Below are 19,842 nucleotides of genomic sequence, written 5' to 3'. Positions count from 1 at the left end.
CGGCCTGCATGTGTTAAGCCTGGTAAACAGATGACAATTTATATATCGACGCTGACACTTGTGGTCCGGTTGCCTTTACCTCACTCGGTATCTTTTGCGCAAGTAGAGGTGACTTTAAGAGCGGCAGTTCGTCTCAAGCTTCAACTGCCGGCAATGTCAGGGTTGATCGAAGCCCTTCCTGTAACCTCCAGCGGCAGGGGATGACGAGTGCGCCTTGAGCTATTGCAGGATTGGTGCCTACTATTCCCTACGTGCTGGTTGTGAGCGCTATAGGTTTTCTCGTTGTCGAAACCGGCACGGGGTGGCGTAGATGTTCCTTCGCCGGAAAAACATCGGTAAGGTAGGGTCGAAATTCAAGACCCGCGAGGAGTAGTGATGAGCGAGGCGTTGTCCATCCACCATGACCAGGCTGGTCATCAGTTCGAGACCAATGTGGACGGTCATCGTGCCTATCTGACCTATATGGACCTCGGGAAGCAGACCCTGGATATCTATCGGACCTTTGTGCCTAATGCACTGCGGGGCCGTGGCATTGCTGCTGCTTTGACTGAAGAAGCCTTGAAGTTTGCAGAAGACGCCGGTTACACCGTGATCCCTTCGTGCTCTTACGTAGAGCGCTATATGGAGCGTCACCAGCGCCATGCCGCGAAGCTGTAACTGATCCAGCGCCTGTGGCAAGCGTCACTACGAAAAACGCCGGGCTAAGCCCGGCGTTTTTGTGTGCGCAATTCAGTTTCAGGTGCGTTTGCGCTTGGGCAATACGTCCTTGAGCTTGGCGTGCATGCTGCGCAGGGTGGTCTCGGTGGCGGACCAGTCGATGCAGGCATCGGTGATCGAGACACCGTACTGCAAGTCGGCCAGATCCTTTGGAATCGCCTGACAGCCCCAGTTCAAATGGCTCTCGACCATCAAACCGATAATCGATTGGTTGCCTTCAAGTATCTGGTTGGCGACGTTCTCCATCACCAGCGGCTGCAGGGCTGGGTCTTTGTTGGAGTTGGCGTGGCTGCAATCAACCATGATGTTCGGCTTGATCTTGGCCTTGTTCAGCGCCTGCTCGCACAGTGCAACACTGACCGAGTCATAGTTGGGCTTGCCGTTGCCGCCGCGCAATACCACGTGACCATAGGCGTTGCCCTTGGTGGTGACGATGGACACGCCACCTTCCTGGTTGATACCCAGGAAACGGTGAGGGCTGGACACCGATTGCAGCGCGTTGATTGCTACCGTCAGGCCACCGTCGGTGCCGTTCTTGAAGCCCACGGCCGAAGACAGGCCGGACGCCATTTCGCGGTGGGTCTGGGATTCGGTGGTGCGTGCGCCGATGGCCGACCAGCTGATCAGGTCCTGCAGGTACTGCGGGGAGATCGGGTCGAGGGCTTCGGTGGCGGTGGGCAGGCCCATTTCGGCCAGGTCCAACAGCAACTGACGACCGATGTGCAAGCCGTCCTGGATTTTGAACGAGTCGTCCAGGTACGGGTCGTTGATCAAGCCTTTCCAGCCGACGGTGGTACGCGGTTTCTCGAAATAGACGCGCATCACTAGGTACAAGGTGTCGGACACTTCAGCCGCCAGCACTTTGAGGCGCTCGGCGTATTCGTGGGCTGCCTTGAGGTCGTGGATCGAGCAAGGGCCGATCACTACGAAGAGGCGGTGGTCGGTGCCGTCGAGAATCTCACGGATGACTTCGCGGCCCTTGGTGACGGTCTGCAAGGCAGCGTCGCTCAGGGGGATTTCGCGTTTGAGCTGATCGGGTGTGATCAGGGTCTCGTTGGATTCGACGTTAAGGTCGTTGATCGGTAAATCAGCCATCGTGTTACTCGTCAGGGTCACGGGTGCCGGCCGCCAGCCATCCCCGTGCGGCGGAGCACAGCATGATTTGAATGCAGGGGGGAGGAACCTTAGCGCGTAACACGGGCCCGCGACAATGGGCAAAGCCGGCTTTAATCCAGCACTGGCTGCACAAAAGCCTCATGGGAGAACTCGCCCGCATGGAGCGAGACCCACTCGCGGGCCATTACTTCGAGCTGCTCAGCTGTTGGCTCGACGTCTTCGTGCAGGCGGCAGTAGCGCTCGATCTGGCACACTTGCTCGCCCATTCGCGCTCCGAACAAGGCATGTTCATCGGTAAAGGAGATGCCGATTCGATAGCCATTTTCCACCTTGCGGCACCAGGCTACATAACCCGGATAACGGGCGCTGGCGCCCAGGGACGGGATACGCAAATCGACGGCCGTACCTTGGCGCCAGGCACGCGGGCAATTGCAGGCGACGCCGCCCAGGCCGATAGTGTGCAGGCGTTGGCGGGTAATAGCGGGAGTGGGGCGTTGGATTAACAGGGCAGCGACATCATCAGGGTGAGGTAAAAAACGACCCATGTACACAGACTCCGAGCACCGTCCAGTTGACGGCGGCAGCAGCAGTATAGTGAAGGAACTGGAATTGACCGACCTGGATATTGATCAGCAATTGCTGGGATTGCCAGGTATTTCGCTCGTTGTGTTTGCAAGCGAAGGCTGTTCCAGTTGTCGCTGGGCACGTCAGCAACTTTCGGGCTGGGGCTTGCCGGTGGACCGCCTGTGTTGGGTCGACGCCGGGCACAACGGCGGTGCGGTTGAGCGCTACCAGATTTTTCATTTGCCCGCGTTATTCGTGGTGTGCGAGGGTCAATTCCTCGGACAATTACACACACGCCTTGCTCGTGCCGACCTTGCCGAAGCGGTAAATCAAGCACTCACCCGTACACCAGAGGATTTGCCATGACCGCAGTTGCACTCCCGTCGCCACGCATTGGCATCATCGGCACCGGCGCCATCGGTGGGTTCTACGGGTTGATGTTGGCGCGTGCCGGGTTCGATGTGCACTTCTTGTTGCGCAGCGAATACGCTGCCGTCAGCGAGCATGGCTTGCACCTCAACAGTACGGTGCACGGCAAATTGCACCTGCACCCGGTGCAGGCCTATGCCCGTGCTGCCGACATGCCTGCGTGCGATTGGTTGTTGGTCGGTACTAAGTCCACAGGCAATTTGGACCTTGCTCCGACCATCGCTCAGGTCGCCGCGCCAGACGCCAAGGTGGTGCTGTTGCAAAACGGCCTCGACGTCGAAGACAGCCTGCGCGAACACCTGCCGCCGTCGCTGCACCTGCTCGGTGGCTTGTGCTATATCGGCGTACACCGCTCTGCGCCTGGCGTTGTCGAGCATCAGGCGTTGGGCCGGGTCAACCTGGGCTATCACAGTGGCACGGCGGCCAACGACGAAGCTCGCCAGAAGGCGATTGTCGAAGAGGGCGCGGCGCTGTTTCACAAGGCGGGTATCGAGTCCCAGGCCATGGCCAACGTGCATCAGGCGCGCTGGCATAAGTTGGTGTGGAATGTGCCGTATAACGGTCTCTCCGTATTGTTGGGCACCGGCACTACGGCGATGATGGCGGACGAGTCCAGCCGCGAGTTGATCCAGGCATTGATGGCCGAAGTAGTACAGGGTGCTCACGCCTGCGGTCATGAAATTCCCGCCAGCTACGCCGGGCAGATGTTCGCCATGACTGAAACCATGGATGACTACTTGCCCAGCATGTATCACGACCATGTGCACAAGCGCCCGCTGGAGCTGGCGGCGATCTACGCCAGACCACTGGCCGCTGCCAAAGCGGCGGGTTGCGAATTGCCACGCATGCAGGCGCTGTACCAGGCCTTGAGTTTTATTGATCGGCACAACCGCTGATTTCGGGGGAACACCATGGCAAAAGGATTGGGCGACAAGCTGGTGCTGGCGATTTCCTCACGAGCATTATTCGACCTGAGCGACAGCCACAAGGTCTATTTGGCCGAGGGTGTTGAGGCTTACCGCAAGTACCAGATCGAACACGAGGAAGAGACCCTCGAGCCCGGAGATGCCTTCCCGCTGGTCAAGAAACTCCTGAGTCTTAACGCCAGCCTGGGTCGTGCCCGTGTCGAGGTCGTGCTGGTGTCGCGCAACAGTGCCGACACCGGCTTGCGTGTGTTCAACTCGATCCAGCATTACGGCCTGGATATTTCCCGCGCCGCTTTCGTTGGCGGTCGCAGCCCTTATCCTTACTTGGCCGCCTTTGGTTGCCATCTTTTTCTTTCGACTCATGCTGAAGATGTTCGCAGCGCACTGGATGCCGGCTTTGCTGCGGCGACGATTCTGTCGGGCGGTGCGCGTCGGGCGTCGAGCGAAGAACTACGGATTGCGTTCGACGGTGATGCGGTTCTGTTTTCCGATGAGTCGGAGCGAATTTACCAGGCCGGCGGGTTGGAGGCGTTCCAGGCCAGCGAGCGGGAGTCGGCACGCCAACCTTTGCATGGTGGCCCGTTCAAGGGGTTCCTCGCGGCGCTCAACCTGTTGCAGCGAGAGTTTGCAGACGACGCATGCCCGATCCGCACGGCTCTGGTCACCGCGCGTTCGGCGCCTTCTCACGAGCGGGTGATTCGCACGTTGCGCGAATGGGATATCCGCCTGGACGAGTCGCTGTTCCTTGGTGGCCTGGAAAAGTCTGCGTTTCTGGAAGCGTTCGCCGCCGATGTGTTTTTCGATGACCAGGCTGGTCATTGTGAGAAAGCCAGGGAGGTAGTGGCCACCGGGCATGTGCCCCATGGCATCAGTAATGAACTGAAGATTCAGACCGAGAGCTAAGTCAGTCGAACTCCTGTAGGCGCTGCTAAGCTCATTCAATCTCCGCCATCCTGGCTATCCAGGAGGTTCTATGATTCGTTCGATGCTTTACGCCACGGACCTCGGTCTGTATGCGCCCTATGTCATGCAGCATGCGCTGGCATTGGCCCGAACGTTCAAGGCGGATTTGTATGTTATTCACGTGGTTGAGCCGATCGGGTTGTTCGCCGAATCGGTATTGCAGAGCTACCTTGATGAGAGGGCTTTGAGTGAATGGCAGAGCCAGGGGCTGACCACGGTAATGGCGACGATCGAGCAGCGAGTGCTGGACAGCTTTCGTGAGGAGTTGGGGGAAGGGGAGCAAGACTTGCAGTTGATTCGCTCGGTGCGGGTGATACAGGGGGACCCGTGCGAGGTGATTCTCGACCAACTGCGTAAACTTTCCGTCGACCTGTTGATCGTAGGTAGTCATAGCCATGCTACTGCGGCCGCCACACCGCTTGGGCGCACGGCTGCGAGGGTGCTGCAATTGGCTACTGTCCCGGTTTACATGGTGCCGTCGCTGCAGCGTCGACGCAGTGATGATATTTGATCGGTGAAAACGATAAAAAGTTCTAGATTTATCCATCCTTCCTTTAATATAGTTATATACCGTCGCTGATACCCGTGGCGTCTATCTGCTTTGAGGGACACATATGAAGCTTCAACAACTGCGCTACATCTGGGAAGTGGCGCACCACGACCTCAACGTTTCCGCTACCGCTCAAAGCCTTTACACCTCGCAACCCGGTATCAGCAAGCAGATCCGCCTGCTCGAAGACGAGCTGGGCGTTGAAGTGTTCGCGCGCAGCGGCAAACACCTGACCCGTGTTACCCCGGCCGGCGAGCGTATCATCACTACCGCCGGCGAGATCCTGCGTAAAGTCGAAAGCATCAAGCAGATCGCCCAGGAATTCTCCAACGAGAAGAAAGGCACCCTGTCGATCGCCACCACTCACACCCAGGCGCGTTATGCGTTGCCGCCGGTGATCCGCGATTTCATCAAGCAGTACCCAGACGTGGCGCTGCACATGCACCAGGGTTCGCCGATGCAGATCGCCGAGATGGCCGCTGACGGCACTGTCGATTTTGCCATCGCCACCGAAGCGCTGGAATTGTTCGGCGACCTGGTGATGATGCCGTGCTACCGCTGGAACCGTTGTGTGGTCGTGCCCCAAGGCCACCCATTGGCGAAGCTGCCGAAGCTGACCCTGGAAGCCCTGGCTGAATACCCGATCGTGACGTATGTATTCGGTTTTACTGGCCGTTCCAAGCTCGACGAAGCCTTCAGCCATCGCGGCCTCACGCCGAAAGTGGTGTTCACCGCAGCCGACGCCGACGTGATCAAAACTTACGTTCGCCTGGGCCTGGGTGTGGGTATCGTCGCCAAGATGGCGGTTGATACCAACCTCGACAAAGACCTGGTGGTACTCGATGCCAGTGAGCTGTTCGAGTCCAGCGTGACCAAGATCGGCTTCCGTCGCGGCACGTTCCTGCGGGGTTTCATGTGCGACTTCATCGAGAAGTTCGCGCCGCACCTGACCCGCGAAGTCATGGCCAAGGCGATCCAGTGCCACAACAAGCAGGAACTGGAAGAGCTGTTCGACGGCGTAGAATTGCCCGTTCACTGAGTGGTTTATTTGGCCTCGGTAACCGTAAAGTGTTGCCGAGCGCCTGCCACCAGAATCTCCACCTCATCACCTTCAAACTTGCCCAGCAGGCTTTTACCCAGGGGCGAGCGCGGGGTGATGACGGTCACCGGTTGCCCAACCACGTCCACCTTCAAACCCGCTGCATCCGGCGCCAGGAACAACCACTGCTGGCGACCGTTCTCGTCTTCCAGGCCCAATAGCGCGCCGACTTCTATTCCTCGCTGATCATCGTATGGACGCAATTGCATGGTGTGGCACAGCGTCAACGCCTGCTTGATCTCTTCGACCCGCTTGGCTTGCCCGGCCGCCAGGTAGGAAGCCTCCAGCCCCAGCGTGTCGTATTTGTTTTCGGCGATGTTTTCTTCGTGGGTCGCGGTTTCGTAGGCGGTCTGCGCGGCGCGTTGGGCGATGTCGAGGTCGACGGTGAGCTTTTCCAGGATTAACAGGTGAACGGCGTGTTTATTCATGGTCATTAATCGCAGAATTGCAGGACATTGGCCCGGGTTTTTTCGTTAGGCGCGTTCTGGTCTTGTTGCAACCAGAACTGGCATTTGGGGTTGGACAGGTTGCGCGCATTGTTGCGGGCCTGGTCCAGGGATTGCTGTTGCTCCTGTTTGCGCAGGTTCTCTTGATATTGCTCAAACATACGGTTGGGTGGTTCCGGTGTCGCAACAGCAGGCTTACCCAGTTGCTGAACCGCCTGGGCCACGGGCGCCAGGCTTTGCGGGAACAGATAGCGCGATGCCAGCCAAGCGGTCAGGACAATGGCGATAAACCCAAGCCAGAGGCCCATGGCAATGGCAAAAATGAGCTTTGGCGTCGACAAAGGCATGAGGGCTATCTCCTTGAATGATGAGCAACGTAGCCGCTGTCTCGCCTTGGCGAGGCTACGTGGGGCAGGATGGCGGCGATTGTCGCACAGCCACTGTGCAGAATAATCGCGATCAAGCCTTCTGCATCGGTGCATTTATGCGGACAATCAAGCCTTTGATCGTTGGAGCCCGGAATGAAAGCCCGCTGGGATATTTTTTGCAGCGTCGTCGACAACTACGGCGACATCGGCGTGACCTGGCGCCTGGCCCGGCAATTGGTGGTGGAGCATGCGTGCGAAGTGCGCTTGTGGGTCGACGACCTGCGGGCCTTCGAGCGCATGTGCCCCGAGATTGATGTGCAGTTGGATCAGCAATGGCAAGAGGGCGTCGAAGTGCGCCATTGGCCTGCCGAGTGGGAGGGCGCGCTGGCTGCGGACGTAGTGATCGCGGCGTTTGCCTGCCAACTTCCGTCCGACTATATGGAAGCCATGGCCGCCTGCGAACGCACGCCGCTGTGGATGAACCTGGATTACCTCAGCGCCGAAGACTGGGTGGTGGGTTGCCATCGCCTGCCGTCGGTGAAGTTCAAGGGCGTGCAGAAGTACTTTTTCTTTCCGGGTTTCCGGCCGGGCACCGGTGGTCTGTTGCGTGAGGCGGGGCTGCTTGAACAGCGCCATGCGTTCCAGCAGGACACTGGCGCTCAGCAACAATTCCTGCAAGGCCTGGGTGTATTTCCGGCCGCCGGTGCGCAGTTGATCTCGCTGTTCGCCTACGAAAACGCGGGACTCGCGAGTTGGCTGGACGTGTTGTCGACGGACGGGCGTGCCACTCATCTATTGGTGCCGGAGGGACGCATCCTCGGCGACGTGCAGCGCTGGCTAGGTGTCGAAGGGTTGGCCGTCGGGGATGTTCATCAATGCAAGGCCCTGACCGTGCAGGTGTTGCCGTTCGTGCGCCAGGAACAATATGACCGCCTGCTATGGTGCTGCGACTTCAACGCCGTGCGCGGTGAAGACTCGTTCGTACGTGCCCAGTGGGCCGGGCGGCCACTGTTGTGGCATATCTATAGCCAGGACGAAGACATCCATCTCGACAAACTCGACGCCTTCCTGGCGCTGTACACCGCCGCCTTGTCACCGGCCGCGAGAGCTGCATTGGTCGGGTTGTGGCAAGCCTGGAACACTGATGGCGATATGGCACAACCGTGGAAAACACTGCTGGAGCACTGGCCAGAGGTAAACCAGCACGCCGAAACGTGGTGTCTGGAACAAGGCTTGCAGGCGGATCTTGCGACGGCGCTGGTACAGTTTTATGAAAGTTGGATATGATACGCCACCTTGAATTTTGTAAATCCCATCCAAATTTCGGATATATGCAATGAAAACTGGTAAAGAACTGAAACCCGGTACAGTGATCCGTCTCGAAAACGACCCTTGGCTGGTTCAGAAAGCTGAGTTCACCAAGTCTGGTCGTAACAGCGCAATCATGAAGACCAAGCTGAAGAACCTGCTGACCGGTTACAAGACCGAGATCGTTTACAGCGCCGATGACAAACTGGACGACGTGATCCTCGACCGCAAAGAAGCGACCCTGTCCTTCATCAGCGGCGACACCTACACGTTCATGGACACTTCCGACTACACCATGTACGAGCTGAACGCTGAAGACATCGAAGCCGTTCTGCCGTTCATCGAAGAAGGCATGGAAGACGTCTGCGAAGCTATTTTCTTCGAAGAGCGCCTGGTTTCCGTAGAGCTGCCGACCACCATCGTGCGTCAGGTTGACTACACCGAAGGTTCCGCTCGCGGCGATACTTCGGGCAAAGTGATGAAGCCTGCCAAACTGAAAAACGGTACCGAACTGGCCGTTGCAGATTTCATCGAAATCGGCGACCTGATCGAGATCGACACCCGCGAAGGTGGTTCGTACAAAGGTCGCGCCAAGAAGTAATTCTGGCCAACCCGTACGAATAAAAAGCCCGACCATGAGTCGGGCTTTTTTGTGGGCGTCTGTTAATCAGACCGTTACGTGCAGACGCACATCAACGTTGCCACGGGTGGCGTTGGAGTACGGGCAGACCTGGTGGGCGGCGTCGACCAGGCTTTGCGCATCGTCCTGGGCCAGGCCCGGCAGGCTGATGTTGAGGTCGATATCCAGACCGAAACCACCGGGGATTTGACCGATGCCAACGTGGGCAGTGATCGAAGCGTCATCCGGGATTTTGCGTTTGGTCTGGCTGGCAACGAACTTCAGGGCGCCGATAAAGCAGGCGGAGTAGCCAGCGGCGAACAGTTGTTCAGGGTTGGTGGCCTGACCACCGGCCCCACCCAATTCTTTGGGGGTGGAGAGTTTGACGTCGAGGATGTTGTCGCTGGAAACAGCGCGACCATCACGGCCGCCGGTGGCGGTGGCTACTGCGGTATAGAGAGTTTGCATGGTGTCGTCCTCTTGGGGTTGTAGTGCTAAATATTTGTGCGCTAAGCAGTTGGTAGGAGTGAATGTATAGCGCTAATATTTTGCGCGCAAGATAAATTTACAAATTATTTCCGATGAGCAATCTCTTGGCGTGCCGCATAACCAAATGTGGGAGCTGGCAAGCCAGCTCTCACACTCAGATAATGGGTATTTGGTTTACCGCGTCAGATGTTGGCCTGCAGATTGCCCCGCAAGGCGATCAAATCAGCCTGTAGTTTGCGAAGCTGTTCCAATTCCAGACCGCTGGCGCCGAGGATGCACTGGGGAATACCCATGGCTTTGCCCTGCAAAGCGCGACCGGCGTCGGTCAGTTCCACCACCACCACCCGTTCATCTTCGCGGCTGCGGGTGCGGCTGAGCAGGCCTTCGGCTTCCAGGCGCTTGAGCAGTGGTGTGAGGGAGCCCGGATCGGTCAGCAGGCGGCTGCTGATTTCTCCGACGGTCAAGCCATCCTCTTCCCACAACACCATCATGGCCAGGTACTGTGGATAGGTCAGGCCGAGGGCTTGCAGCAAGGGCTTGTAGACCTTGGTCATCAGCAGCGAGGTGGAGTGCAGGGCGAAACACAGCTGGTTGCCCAGCATCAGGGATTCGCAGGGATCAGGGTTTTTGCTCATGGTGCTGCCTCGAAAAAACGTGTCTGGGCTGGAATCTAGCGGGCAAGTCTTTAATGCGCCAGATAATTCTGTCCGCAGGGTCAGACGAAGCTGCTTTGCAGTGCCTGATCCCAGGGCGGTATTGGGCTGAAGCGGGATTTTAGGTATTCCAGCAGCAGCCGGCTGCGGGCGTTGGCTTGTTGTTCCAGGCGTAGCGCGTAAATTCCGGTGGTTTCCGGGCTGGGCAAGCCGTCTTCACAAAACAATGGCAAGAGTTCGCCGCGTACCAGGTATTCACTGGCCAGCCAGGTGGGCAGGTGCGCAATACCTAGTCCGGCGAGGGCACCCGAGAGCAGCGCTTCGGCGTTATTGGCGCTCATGCGAATACGCTGCGGGCGATAAGTGGTACGACGCCCGTCCAGCTCGAAGCGCCAGGCGAACATGGGCGCCAAGCCGTCCCAATCGAGCCCATCATGCTCGTTCAGCTCCCGTGGATGTGTGGGTGTGCCACGGTTTTTCAGGTAGGTCGGGCTGGCGCAAGCGATGCGCACGATGCTGGCCAAGGGCGTTGCGATCAACCGGGTGTCGACGATATGCCCGGCGCGCAGTACCAGGTCGACCTTACCCAGGTGCGTGCCCTGCATATCGACAAAACTATCGATCAAGTGAAGGTGCACATCCAGCCCCGGGTACACGTTCAGGAAGTCTGCAATCACCGGTGCCAAATGGCGTCGACCAAAGGCTGCCGGTGCGTCCACGCGAATCAAGCCTTCCGGCGCGTGGCTCAAGGACACCGCCTCGGCTCGCGCCAATTGCAACTCGCTGACAATTCGCCTCGCCCGCTCGGCGAAGGCCAGGCCCGCGGGCGTGGGCACCACCGCGTGAGTACTGCGCTGGAACAACCGGCTGCCCACCGAACTTTCCAGGCTGTCGATACGCCGGGCGACCGCCGAGGGTGTCAACGGATGGCGGCGTGCGGCGGCGGAAAAACTGCCCGTTTCCAATACATCGAGAAACAAGCCCAGTTGATCGGTCAGGGTATTCGGGTTCATGAGGCGGGCGCTTATGCGAGATTGGCATAGCCATTGTGCGTTGCTGTGCGTTTCCACGCCAGAGCCGACTGCGTAGCATGCAGGGCCTGGGCTTTTGGAGTAATGAGCGGTGTTGGATTTAGCGTTGTATCTGGTGTTAGGCGCGGCCCTCGGCACGGTAGGCGGCTTGTTTGGCATTGGTGGTGGGCTGATTGCGATCCCCGTGCTCGGCGTGCTGTTCGGTCTGGATCAGCAACTCGCCCAAGGTACCGCGCTGGTGATGGTGGTGCCCAACGTGATGCTTGCCCTGTGGCGTTATCACCAGCGCAACCGCATTGAATTACGCCACGCACTGCCGTTGGGGGTCATGGGTTTCAGCTTTGCCTGGCTCGGGTCGATCTGGGCGGTGGGCCTGGACGCGGGTGCGATGCGTATCGGCTTTATTGCGTTTTTGCTGACGCTCTCGGCTTACAACCTGCTGCGCATGTTCACCCGCAATGCACCGCCCACTGCGCAGATGCGCTATTCCTGGCCGTGGCTTGGGGTGCTCGGCGCTGTCTCCGGTTCAATGGGCGGCCTGTTTGGTGTGGGCGGTGCGGTGGTTGCTACGCCGGTGCTGACCAGTCTGTTCGGCACCACCCAGGTGGTCGCCCAAGGCCTGTCGCTGGCCCTGGCATTGCCCAGCACCGGCGTGACCCTGGTGACTTACGCCTGGCACCATGAAGTGAGTTGGATGATTGGAGTGCCCTTGGCGGTCGGCGGCCTGCTCAGTATCAGTTGGGGGGTAAAAGTTGCGCATGCGCTGCCGGAGCGTGTGCTGCGCGGCCTGTTCTGTGGCTTTCTGGCCGTGTGTGCGGTGATGTTGACCTTTAAAGTCTGAAGCCTTCGAGGATGTACTCCGCCAGGCAGTCGGTGATGGGGGAGTTCATTGTTGGATTGCGCAGCAGCCGCAGACTCATCGACGGCAGTGCTGGAAAGCCCTCGTCGCTGCCGAGTACTCGCAGGTCTTCAGTCACCAGGCTTTCCATGCTGATCATCACTGCAAGGCCGGCATTGACCACCGCCTGTATCGCCGCCACGTTGGAGCTGTGGTAGGCCAGGCGATAATCGCGTCCGGCCGCATCCAAGGCTGCACGGGCCCAGTCGGTGTAGAGGCAGTCGGCGCCGGAAATCGCCAGTGGCAAGGCATCGTGCTCGTCCACACAGAAGCACGACGACGCTACCCACACCATGCGATCAGTACGCAACAGTTCGCCGATTTCACTGCCGGGTTCGCGGCTGATAACCGTCAACGCCAGGTCCCTTCGCTGCATCAATACCAGCGACGACTCGCAGTGCATCTCGATCTGGATCAGCGGGTAGGCCTTGGAGAACCGCTTGAGAATCCCCGGCAGAAAGCGCATCACGTAGTCGTCCGGCGTGCCGATGCGCACCAGCCCGACCATATGTGGTTCGCGCAGGGTATTGAACACCTCACTGTGCAGTTTCAGGATGCGCCGGGCATAACCCAACAACACTTGACCTTCGGGTGTCAGCCGCACCTGGCGGCCATCGCGCTCGAACAGCTTGCGCTGCAATACGTCCTCCTCCAGGCGCTTCATTTGCATGCTCACCGCCGATTGGGTGCGGTTGACTATCTCGCCTGCGCGGGTAAATCCGCCCTGATCGGCGATGGCGACGAAGGTGCGCAGCACTTCAGTGTCGATGCTCGGGTAGCCGGACAATTGATCAATCTCCGAGATGTATTGCATAAGAAACATTCGTTGGATTGATCATATGCTCAGGCACACACTCGCGTCATCCCCACTGGAGGGCGAGAAGATGAAAGGTCAGAAAGGTTTTGTGTTGATAGCGAAACGTCCGTTTTCCCGGTTGTTTCACACAATTGCCCGTTGGCAGACGTTGCACTATGAGCGTCAGTTGCTGGCGAACTTGAGTGATGACGCACTCAAGGACATCGGGCTCAACCGCGGCGATGTGGAGCAGGAGCGTCACCTGCATTTCTGGCAAGATCCACTGCAGAAATGACCCAGGATGCAGTAGGGTAGTCGGCGTGCCCACACGGAGAGACCCATGGCCGTCGACCTGTCTTTTTCACTCAAGCAAGCTCGACGCATGGCGCTGGCGGCCCAGGGTTTTTCCGGGCGCCAGGCGCCTGCATTGATCAAGGCTGGGCATCTCAACCGCTTGATCGATCGTCTCGGTGTGTTGCAGATCGATTCGGTCAACGCAGTGGTTGTGAGGCTGTGGGAGATATGGCACTAAAGGAAACTGGTGGGAAGAAGAGGGAAGAAAACGGGCAAGCCAGGAACGGCGGTCTCTGAACGGACCAAATAAGCCCTGAGCAGTGCCAAAAGGGGCGCTAAGTCGAAAAACAACCGAAACCAACAAAGAGCCCGCATTTAGCGGGCTTTTTGGCACTTGGGCTTTAGATCATCCAGCCGCCTGACCAGACCACCCGTCCCACTACCTGCAAACGTTCCAGGCGATCTGCCGGGACATTGATAGATGGATAGGCCGTATTGGCGCTGATCACCAGGACGCCGCCGTCTAGCTGGCGCTGCAACCGCTTGGCGTAGAGCAAGTCGTCCAAGCGGATGACATAGAAGGCTTCTCCCTGGATCAGGTTCCTGGACAGGTCAACCATCACCGTGTCGCCATCTTTAAGGAACGGCTCGTTGGAATCCCCGTCAACGCGTACGGCGGCGAGCTGGGAAGCCTGCAAACCCTTCTTGTTCAGGCTGTATTTGGTGAAGGCGAGCATCGTTAGAACGCGGGCGCCGTCGCTCCAAGCCCCATGTCCTTGGCTGATACGTGCGTCATATAGCGGCACGTAGGCATAAGAAAGCTCCTCGGCTGGTTGCGCCGGGTTTCCCTCGCTCGGGTGCATCTCCCCGCGACCCGATGCGATCCAGTCCAGAGAGACGCCTACAGCCGCCGCTAGCAGCGCGAGCGAGTTGAACGCGGGCATTCCTTCGCCTGCGATCCACCTATGAAGTGACGATAGTCCGACTTGGGCAGCTTCCGCTGCCTGTTTTCGGGATTCAAAAAGGCTCGCCACCGTTGCTATTCGGGTTTCTATTCCCGGATTCGGAAAAGAAACCGCGTTCTCGCCTAGATGTGGATGTTTCTTTTCCGTGTAAGTCACTGATTCCACGTGCCTTTTATCAATACGAACATTGCCAAGTCCGGAAACGGGAATAAAAACTCCCGCATTCGGTTTACCAAATCCCGTATACGGGATATATTGTGCTGAACCGGCCGTTAGAAAGCCAAAAAACCACCCTGACTGATGGTTATGCAATGGAATCCTTCGACATACCGCTTGATTTAGAACGCCGCTGGGAGTGGATCAAATTCCAACTCCGTGTTCGCGGAACCAATCTTGCCGAGCTGGCGAGAGACCAAGGGCTCAGCGACAGCGCTGTACGTAACGCCAAGAAGCGTCCGTACCCGAGCGTGGAGCGAGAAATTGCTAAGGCTCTCGGGCTCCAGCCAGCCCAGCTTTGGCCCGAGCGCTGGAACTCAAATGGTTCGCCAATTCGTCAGCGTCCCAATCGTGCAGAGTCCAATACGGTATCTCCAAAGCATACCGAAAAAGGTCCGGATGGTCACAGTAAAACCCAGCGGAAAGAGACCGATGCGTAACTGGTATACATCTCAAGAACTTGCAGGCCTTCCGGGGCTTCCAGGATCGGTGCCGGGTATTCGTAAGCTTGCTTTGCGCCTTGAGTGGGAATGCCGGAAACGTGCTGCAAGCAAAGCGGTTGAGTATCCATTCGCCTGTCTACCGACTGAGACTCAAGCCGCGCTGATGGCGAAGTCGGTTGCCGAGGTCATGCCAGCGGTTGTGGCGGAGCCTGAGCAGGCGGTCGCTATCAAAAATGACCAGCCAGAGGTCCGTTCGTCCGCTCGACTGACTGACGCACAGCGGGAGGTCATGGTGGCGCGGCTGTGCTTCATTCGTGAAATTGAGCGGATGACCACGGTAGGCCCTCAAAGCCGTGCAATTGATATCTTGGTTAAACAGGCGCATGACGGAGCCTTGAGCCCCTATCTAATGGAGCGGGTTGAGCTGGCGAACCATAAGAAAGCCGGTGGCCGGGCACTATCCGAGCGTACCCTCAAGCGTTGGATTGCCGCCTACCGTGAAGGTGGAGAAGTTGGACTTGCCCCGCTGCGTCGACGGCCAGATCTGACTGTCCCTGAGTGGGCAAAAGACTTTCTGAGATGCTATCAGCGCCCAACTAAACCGAGTGTTGTAGCGAGCTATTCGGAATTTGCCCGCAACTACACCGGTAAATTGCCCAGCATCCACGCGGTTCTGCGTTTCTTGAAAAAGCTTTCTCCGGAGGCTCTACAGGCTGGGCGCATGAGCCCTCAAGAGCTTAAATCGCTTCAGCCGTTCAGACGGCGGACTACCAAGAACATGTTCCCAGGTGATGTTTACACCGCCGACGGGCACAAGTTTGACGCCGAAGTCATCAACCCGATTACGGGCAAGCCTTACCGGCCGGAAATCACAACCGTCCTGGATGTGGCAACACGTCGCATTGTCGGGGTCTCCGTGGGTGAAGCGGAGTCGGCTATCGGGGTATTGGATGCGCTGCGTGATGCTGTTCGTCGCTGCATGTTCGGCATCTTCTACGTCGACAACGGTTCTGGCTTCGATAACGACATGGTGCGGGAGGTTGTAGACCGCCTCGGCGGGACCATGCAGCACTCGATTCCCTACAACAGCCAGGCACGCGGTCTTTCCGAGCGTGGGCACAAGACCGTTTGGGTTCGGGCAGCTAAGAAGCTAACCAGCTATATCGGCGCCGACATGGATAAGCACGCCGGAACCAAGGTTCACCGGCTTGGCCGCAAGCAACTCAAAGAACTTGGGACCACTCGGTTAATGCCTACCTTCGGGGAGTTCATGGCCGGGGTCGAGGATGAAATAGCGACCTATAACCGGACGCCACATCGCGGCCTCCAAAGGATCAGGGACCCGTTCACTGGCCTTCAGCGATACCCAAGCCCCGACGAAGCCTGGCAATCAGCACTGGATCAGGGCTGGGAGCCGGTGGTCGCTACACCAGAGCTAGTTGAATCGCTGATGCACCCACAAGTCATCCGCAAGACCCATCGTGGGGAAGTTCAGTGGATGAACAACACCTATTTCATGGATGACCTGCGGTCCTTGCACGGACAAGAAATACGGTTGGCCTACGACGTTAGAGATGCTGCACGCGTCTGGGCATACACGTTAGACGGTGAAATGGTTGGTGAAGCGCTGCTGGAAGGCAATGCCTCGGACTACATGCCGATGAGCATGCTGGAGAAGAGCCGCGCCAAGCGTGAGCAAGGCCAGGTCAAGCGTTCGATGGACAAGTTGGAAACGTTGACAGGGCATCGGGTGGAAATGATTGCACCGTCCACCCGACCTTCGGCAACGCTTAGCAATGAGGCGCTAACCCTCGCACAAGAGTATGCCCAAGAGCTTGATGCTGAACGCCCGCAATTCTCTGTTCCAGGGGATGACGTAGCTCGATATCGGCTTTGGATAAAGCTCGATGAGCGCGTGAAGTCAGGAGAAGAATTGAACGCTGATGAAGCCAGGTGGTGGGAGTTGTATCCCTCCCACCCGGACTTCACAGCGATGCAAGAAGTGTTTCAACGCGCGGGGTGAGTCCCGCGTTCTACAGCAGTAAACGAGCCTGCCAGCTCGTTCTTAAGGAGAGACAACACAATGAGTGTAACCAAAATCGTTCCATTGACCAATGTGGGCTTGCTTGCCGGTGCCATGAAGCGTGCACAGGTGCGTCCGGCCGGGCTTCCGGGTCTGGTCACCATGTATGGCCCAAGCGGTTTCGGCAAGAGCGCGGCGGCTGCCTTTGCTGCGAATATGCATCGTGCCTATTACGTGGAATGCCGGGATACCTGGAGTAAGAAAGCCTTTCTACAGTCGGTCCTTCGTGAAATGTCGGTGCATCCGACGCGCACCATGTCGGAAATGGTTGATCAGATCGCCGTACAACTCACTGCATCGAACCGTCCGTTGATTATTGATGATGTTCAATACCTGCTGGATAAAGCAGCAGCTAACGTATTGACGGATATCTATAACGCCAGTCAGGGAACTATTGTTCTGATCGGCGAGGAACGGGTTCCTGCATCTTTGTCGCGACTGGAGCGCCTGCACAACCGAGTGCTTGAGTGGGTTCCGGCCCAAGCCGCCACACTGGAAGACCTGAAACAACTCGCCAGTGCCAGTTATCCGAAGTTGCACATTGCTGATGATCTTCTTGAAGACCTGAATCGTGCAACTAGTGGTTGCCTGCGCCGTGCGGCGGTGAACCTTTACAGGGTTCAGTCCGAAGCCGCAGCGCTGATGCTTGATCGTATCGATCTGTCCGCTTGGGGCAAACGTGGCTGGGATAATGGCGAAGCTCCTGCCCGGAGGACTCGCTGATGGGTAAGGCAACACAACTTCGTTTGGTGGGCGGTAAAGAGCCACGTCAGTACATGTGGGAGGCCGTGCGCGATAACCGTAAGGGCTTCACGTCACGGGAAATCGTGCAGCTTTCTGGGCAATCGGACGGTAGTGTCAAAAACTACATTCGTGCACTCAATAAAGCCGCGCTTATTGAGCTGGTTGATGGTGCTGGAGAGTTTGCCGATCACCGATGGCGCCTCGTACGTGACGAAGGGGCCGAACACCCTAGGGTAACGCTGTCGGGTGATCGCTCAACTCAAGGTGCGGGCGCGGAAAGCCTTTGGCGTAGCTTGCGAATCATGGGTGAGATGACCGCCGCGCAAGCTGCGGAAATGGCAAGTATTGGAGATGTCAGAGTTACACAGGCGTATGCGCTTAATTATTTCAGTGCGTTGACTAAGGCCGGGTACCTCCTTTCAAGCGAATATGACTACCAGGGGCCTCAAACTTTTAAGTTGGCGCCGGGGATGTCCACCGGGCCGCGTCATCCCGTTATTCAGAAATCTGTATCGCTCCAAGTATTCGATCCAAACCTTAACAAGGTGGTGTTCTCCAATGTGGAGTCGGGTGGCGTATCGGGAGAGTCTTCCCCATCCAACGATATGCAAGAGCAGAACACCAGGTTGAAAAAGTTACTGGCTGAGTTTGTTGCGGCCGGAGTTGCTGGTCCTGGAGTCAGCCTTTTGCAGCGCGCCCAATTGGAGTTGGCTTGATGAACCAGGTCGATATTTCAAAGTGGGGCAACCAACCGCCGTTGTTCGTCCGCCTGTTAGCTGCGGAGGTCGGAGAAACCAATCGTACTCGGGCTGCGGAGAGGGTTGGAATCAGTCGAACGGCCGTCAGTCTTGTACTGAACAACAAATACTCCAGTCCCAGCACTAAAGGTGTGGAGCGGCGCGTGTTGGATGCTCTTGGGCGCATTGAGTGCATTGCGGTTGGTGAAGTTCTGACAATTGAGGCGTGCCAAACCTACCGTGAAAAAGAGCCCCCTACGCATAACCCGCAATCAATGCAGCTTTGGCGAGCCTGCCAGCATTGCCCCAACAACCCCAACTGTGCAGGTGCCGGAAATGCAACTGTCCACTGAGATTGTTCAACCACAAGTGCCCGTCGTTCAGATCTACATCTCCGGCCGGAGCCTTATTCGGCTCTACCAGGGAGAGAAGTGCGTCGGGTTTTCTGAAACTTATAAGTTCGCCCGCATTCGTGCGGAAGAACTTGAAAAGACCGAGCAACAACGGGAGGTGCATTGATGCGCACTCGATGCCCCAACTGCGGAACAACGATCAGCCTGGATGCGTTGATCGCCCATGACGGCGCCCGCGATGCGCTGGGGCTTGCCTTCAAGCTTTCAGGTCAACTGGGTAACTCCCTGATTCGCTATGTAGGTTTGTTCCGGCCGGAGACGCGGGAACTGACTATGGATAGGGTCGCCAAGATCCTTGCCGAGGTAGTGCCGGATATCCAGGCCCAGCGCATTGAGCGTAATGGCGTTGTGTTCAATGCCCCGGCTGCTTGTTGGATCTGGGCCATTGAACAAACGCTGGGGGCTCGCGACTCGGGGCGCCTGGCGACGCCTCTTAAAGGGCACGGTTGGTTGTACCAGGTAATGAGCCAGTGGCCGGGCGAAGTCACTTCAAGCGCGCTGATGCCTGTAACGAGTGAGGTCAAGCCCGCCACCCTGGCTCGCCCCAGCCAGACCACCTTTGCATTGCAAGCATTGCAGGAGCGGTTGAATGGTTGATGACTGGCTACAGCGTGAGGTCATCGCGGGATTGATGGGGCTGGTCGCCTTACGCCTGGATGGTGCGCCCGCTGCCGATGCCGTTACTCACACCCTGGACGTTTGGATGGTGGCCTTGAGAAAGGCCCAGCGATGGGACGAAAAAACAGACGCGTTGCGGGTTCGGTCAGCATTTGAGGCCTTGTTCGCAAGCTGTGAACGATGGCCCGCGCCAGCAACATTGATTAGAGCAATACCGGTTAGGCAAAGCCTCCAGGCGCCACCTAAACCGGTTCTTACAGACCAACAACGTGCAAATGGCCGTATGAGGATCGGCGAGATCATCGACGCCCTTAAGCACCGCAACACCAAACCAGACACGAATATGGAGCAGTAAAG

General features: G+C 57.7%; 27 protein-coding genes and 1 pseudogene. 19 read left to right on the top strand and 9 right to left on the bottom strand.

The features are described from left to right. Positions 1 to 375 precede the first annotated feature (375 nt). Entirely contained in the window at positions 376 to 657 is a 282-nt protein-coding gene (locus tag BFL40_RS32570; RefSeq protein ID WP_064451529.1) for a GNAT family N-acetyltransferase, read from the top strand. A 78-nt stretch (positions 658 to 735) separates the two neighbouring features. Here BFL40_RS32570 and BFL40_RS32565 read toward each other — a convergent pair whose 3' ends face one another. Next, on the bottom strand, positions 736 to 1,812 hold the full coding sequence (locus tag BFL40_RS32565; RefSeq protein WP_071487789.1) for a 3-deoxy-7-phosphoheptulonate synthase: 1,077 nt from the start codon (positions 1,810 to 1,812) through the stop codon (positions 736 to 738). A gap of 131 nt (positions 1,813 to 1,943) precedes the next feature. After that, positions 1,944 to 2,378: a PilZ domain-containing protein gene (locus BFL40_RS32560; RefSeq protein WP_071487788.1), complete on the bottom strand. Its 435-nt coding sequence runs from the start codon at positions 2,376 to 2,378 to the stop codon at positions 1,944 to 1,946. Here BFL40_RS32560 and BFL40_RS32555 point away from each other — a divergent pair. From BFL40_RS32555 to cysB, 5 genes are all read left to right on the top strand, one after another. Then, on the top strand, positions 2,377 to 2,763 hold the full coding sequence (locus BFL40_RS32555; RefSeq protein WP_071487787.1) for a YbbN family protein: 387 nt from the start codon (positions 2,377 to 2,379) through the stop codon (positions 2,761 to 2,763). The genes BFL40_RS32560 and BFL40_RS32555 overlap by 2 nt on opposite strands. Continuing rightward, a complete protein-coding gene (locus tag BFL40_RS32550; protein WP_071487786.1) occupies positions 2,760 to 3,722 on the top strand; it encodes a putative 2-dehydropantoate 2-reductase in 963 nt (320 codons plus the stop codon). Before BFL40_RS32555 ends, BFL40_RS32550 begins: the two co-directional genes overlap by 4 nt. Positions 3,723 to 3,737: 15 nt before the next feature. After that, on the top strand, positions 3,738 to 4,655 hold the full coding sequence (locus BFL40_RS32545; RefSeq protein WP_071487785.1) for a 5'-nucleotidase: 918 nt from the start codon (positions 3,738 to 3,740) through the stop codon (positions 4,653 to 4,655). 70 nt (positions 4,656 to 4,725) lie between these two features. After that, on the top strand, positions 4,726 to 5,226 hold the full coding sequence (locus BFL40_RS32540; RefSeq protein WP_071487784.1) for a universal stress protein: 501 nt from the start codon (positions 4,726 to 4,728) through the stop codon (positions 5,224 to 5,226). 103 nt (positions 5,227 to 5,329) lie between these two features. Continuing rightward, positions 5,330 to 6,304, top strand: a complete 975-nt coding sequence (gene cysB, locus BFL40_RS32535) for an HTH-type transcriptional regulator CysB (RefSeq protein WP_003189876.1) — start codon at positions 5,330 to 5,332, stop codon at positions 6,302 to 6,304. 5 nt (positions 6,305 to 6,309) lie between these two features. Here cysB and BFL40_RS32530 read toward each other — a convergent pair whose 3' ends face one another. Beyond that, on the bottom strand, positions 6,310 to 6,792 hold the full coding sequence (locus BFL40_RS32530) for a GreA/GreB family elongation factor (protein ID WP_071487817.1): 483 nt from the start codon (positions 6,790 to 6,792) through the stop codon (positions 6,310 to 6,312). Positions 6,793 to 6,797: 5 nt separating this feature from the next. Beyond that, positions 6,798 to 7,166, bottom strand: coding sequence for a hypothetical protein (locus tag BFL40_RS32525; RefSeq protein WP_071487816.1), 369 nt, complete (start codon positions 7,164 to 7,166; stop codon positions 6,798 to 6,800). Positions 7,167 to 7,331: 165 nt separating this feature from the next. On the opposite strand from BFL40_RS32525, the gene earP reads away from it, so the two are divergent. Beyond that, positions 7,332 to 8,465 carry an elongation factor P maturation arginine rhamnosyltransferase EarP gene (gene earP / locus BFL40_RS32520; protein ID WP_071487783.1) on the top strand — a complete coding sequence of 378 codons (1,134 nt, stop codon included), beginning with the start codon at positions 7,332 to 7,334 and terminating at the stop codon, positions 8,463 to 8,465. Positions 8,466 to 8,514: 49 nt separating this feature from the next. Next, the gene (locus tag BFL40_RS32515) at positions 8,515 to 9,087 is read left to right on the top strand and encodes an elongation factor P (RefSeq protein ID WP_071487782.1); all 573 of its coding nucleotides are present in this window, start codon (positions 8,515 to 8,517) and stop codon (positions 9,085 to 9,087) included. A 66-nt stretch (positions 9,088 to 9,153) separates the two neighbouring features. Here BFL40_RS32515 and BFL40_RS32510 read toward each other — a convergent pair whose 3' ends face one another. The 3 genes from BFL40_RS32510 to BFL40_RS32500 form a co-directional block, all read right to left on the bottom strand. Further along, the gene (locus BFL40_RS32510) at positions 9,154 to 9,573 is read right to left on the bottom strand and encodes an organic hydroperoxide resistance protein (protein ID WP_057710901.1); all 420 of its coding nucleotides are present in this window, start codon (positions 9,571 to 9,573) and stop codon (positions 9,154 to 9,156) included. 203 nt (positions 9,574 to 9,776) lie between these two features. Beyond that, the gene (locus BFL40_RS32505) at positions 9,777 to 10,229 is read right to left on the bottom strand and encodes a MarR family winged helix-turn-helix transcriptional regulator (protein ID WP_071487781.1); all 453 of its coding nucleotides are present in this window, start codon (positions 10,227 to 10,229) and stop codon (positions 9,777 to 9,779) included. 80 nt (positions 10,230 to 10,309) lie between these two features. Then, entirely contained in the window at positions 10,310 to 11,260 is a 951-nt protein-coding gene (locus tag BFL40_RS32500) for a LysR family transcriptional regulator (RefSeq protein WP_071487780.1), read from the bottom strand. 109 nt (positions 11,261 to 11,369) lie between these two features. Here BFL40_RS32500 and BFL40_RS32495 point away from each other — a divergent pair, with 109 nt between their 5' ends. After that, positions 11,370 to 12,119, top strand: coding sequence for a sulfite exporter TauE/SafE family protein (locus tag BFL40_RS32495; protein ID WP_071487779.1), 750 nt, complete (start codon positions 11,370 to 11,372; stop codon positions 12,117 to 12,119). Here the strand turns inward: BFL40_RS32495 and BFL40_RS32490 are convergent. Continuing rightward, positions 12,109 to 12,990, bottom strand: a complete 882-nt coding sequence (locus BFL40_RS32490; RefSeq protein WP_071487778.1) for a LysR family transcriptional regulator — start codon at positions 12,988 to 12,990, stop codon at positions 12,109 to 12,111. The two genes, BFL40_RS32495 and BFL40_RS32490, sit on opposite strands and share 11 nt — an antisense overlap. A 70-nt stretch (positions 12,991 to 13,060) precedes the next feature. Here BFL40_RS32490 and BFL40_RS32485 point away from each other — a divergent pair, with 70 nt between their 5' ends. Continuing rightward, complete coding sequence (locus BFL40_RS32485) at positions 13,061 to 13,267, top strand: DUF1127 domain-containing protein (protein WP_071487777.1); 207 nt, start codon at positions 13,061 to 13,063, stop codon at positions 13,265 to 13,267. A 45-nt stretch (positions 13,268 to 13,312) separates the two neighbouring features. Further along, a pseudogene (locus BFL40_RS32480) lies at positions 13,313 to 13,477 on the top strand (winged helix-turn-helix domain-containing protein); the annotation flags it as partial. Positions 13,478 to 13,667: 190 nt separating this feature from the next. Here the strand turns inward: BFL40_RS32480 and BFL40_RS32475 are convergent. After that, a complete protein-coding gene (locus BFL40_RS32475) occupies positions 13,668 to 14,543 on the bottom strand; it encodes a S24 family peptidase (protein WP_235864735.1) in 876 nt (291 codons plus the stop codon). Here BFL40_RS32475 and BFL40_RS33515 point away from each other — a divergent pair. Genes BFL40_RS33515 through BFL40_RS32445 form a run of 8 tightly spaced genes read left to right on the top strand, consistent with a single transcriptional unit; the run spans position 14,543 to position 19,840 of the window. Beyond that, complete coding sequence (locus BFL40_RS33515) at positions 14,543 to 14,887, top strand: helix-turn-helix domain-containing protein (protein WP_074851707.1); 345 nt, start codon at positions 14,543 to 14,545, stop codon at positions 14,885 to 14,887. The two genes, BFL40_RS32475 and BFL40_RS33515, sit on opposite strands and share 1 nt — an antisense overlap. After that, positions 14,880 to 16,913, top strand: a complete 2,034-nt coding sequence (locus BFL40_RS32470) for a Mu transposase C-terminal domain-containing protein (protein WP_071487815.1) — start codon at positions 14,880 to 14,882, stop codon at positions 16,911 to 16,913. The genes BFL40_RS33515 and BFL40_RS32470 overlap by 8 nt, the downstream gene beginning before the upstream one ends. 60 nt (positions 16,914 to 16,973) lie before the next feature. Beyond that, positions 16,974 to 17,696, top strand: coding sequence for an AAA family ATPase (locus BFL40_RS32465; RefSeq protein WP_071487774.1), 723 nt, complete (start codon positions 16,974 to 16,976; stop codon positions 17,694 to 17,696). Continuing rightward, positions 17,696 to 18,433 carry a hypothetical protein gene (locus tag BFL40_RS32460; RefSeq protein WP_071487773.1) on the top strand — a complete coding sequence of 246 codons (738 nt, stop codon included), beginning with the start codon at positions 17,696 to 17,698 and terminating at the stop codon, positions 18,431 to 18,433. The genes BFL40_RS32465 and BFL40_RS32460 overlap by 1 nt, the downstream gene beginning before the upstream one ends. Beyond that, positions 18,433 to 18,807 (top strand): helix-turn-helix domain-containing protein, encoded by a 375-nt coding sequence (locus BFL40_RS33510; protein ID WP_074851709.1) that lies wholly within the window; start codon positions 18,433 to 18,435, stop codon positions 18,805 to 18,807. Before BFL40_RS32460 ends, BFL40_RS33510 begins: the two co-directional genes overlap by 1 nt. Then, positions 18,791 to 18,973: a hypothetical protein gene (locus BFL40_RS32455; protein WP_071487772.1), complete on the top strand. Its 183-nt coding sequence runs from the start codon at positions 18,791 to 18,793 to the stop codon at positions 18,971 to 18,973. Before BFL40_RS33510 ends, BFL40_RS32455 begins: the two co-directional genes overlap by 17 nt. Next, positions 18,973 to 19,464 carry an HI_1489 N-terminal domain-containing protein gene (locus BFL40_RS32450; RefSeq protein WP_071487771.1) on the top strand — a complete coding sequence of 164 codons (492 nt, stop codon included), beginning with the start codon at positions 18,973 to 18,975 and terminating at the stop codon, positions 19,462 to 19,464. The genes BFL40_RS32455 and BFL40_RS32450 overlap by 1 nt, the downstream gene beginning before the upstream one ends. Beyond that, complete coding sequence (locus BFL40_RS32445) at positions 19,457 to 19,840, top strand: hypothetical protein (protein WP_071487770.1); 384 nt, start codon at positions 19,457 to 19,459, stop codon at positions 19,838 to 19,840. Before BFL40_RS32450 ends, BFL40_RS32445 begins: the two co-directional genes overlap by 8 nt. The last annotated feature ends 2 nt before the right edge of the window (positions 19,841 to 19,842 follow it).

The sequence above is a fragment of the Pseudomonas costantinii genome (assembly GCF_001870435.1).
Lineage (GTDB): Bacteria > Pseudomonadota > Gammaproteobacteria > Pseudomonadales > Pseudomonadaceae > Aquipseudomonas > Aquipseudomonas costantinii.
The sequence above is the reverse complement of the archived record's forward strand: the minus strand, read 5'-3'. Positions and strand labels throughout refer to the sequence as shown.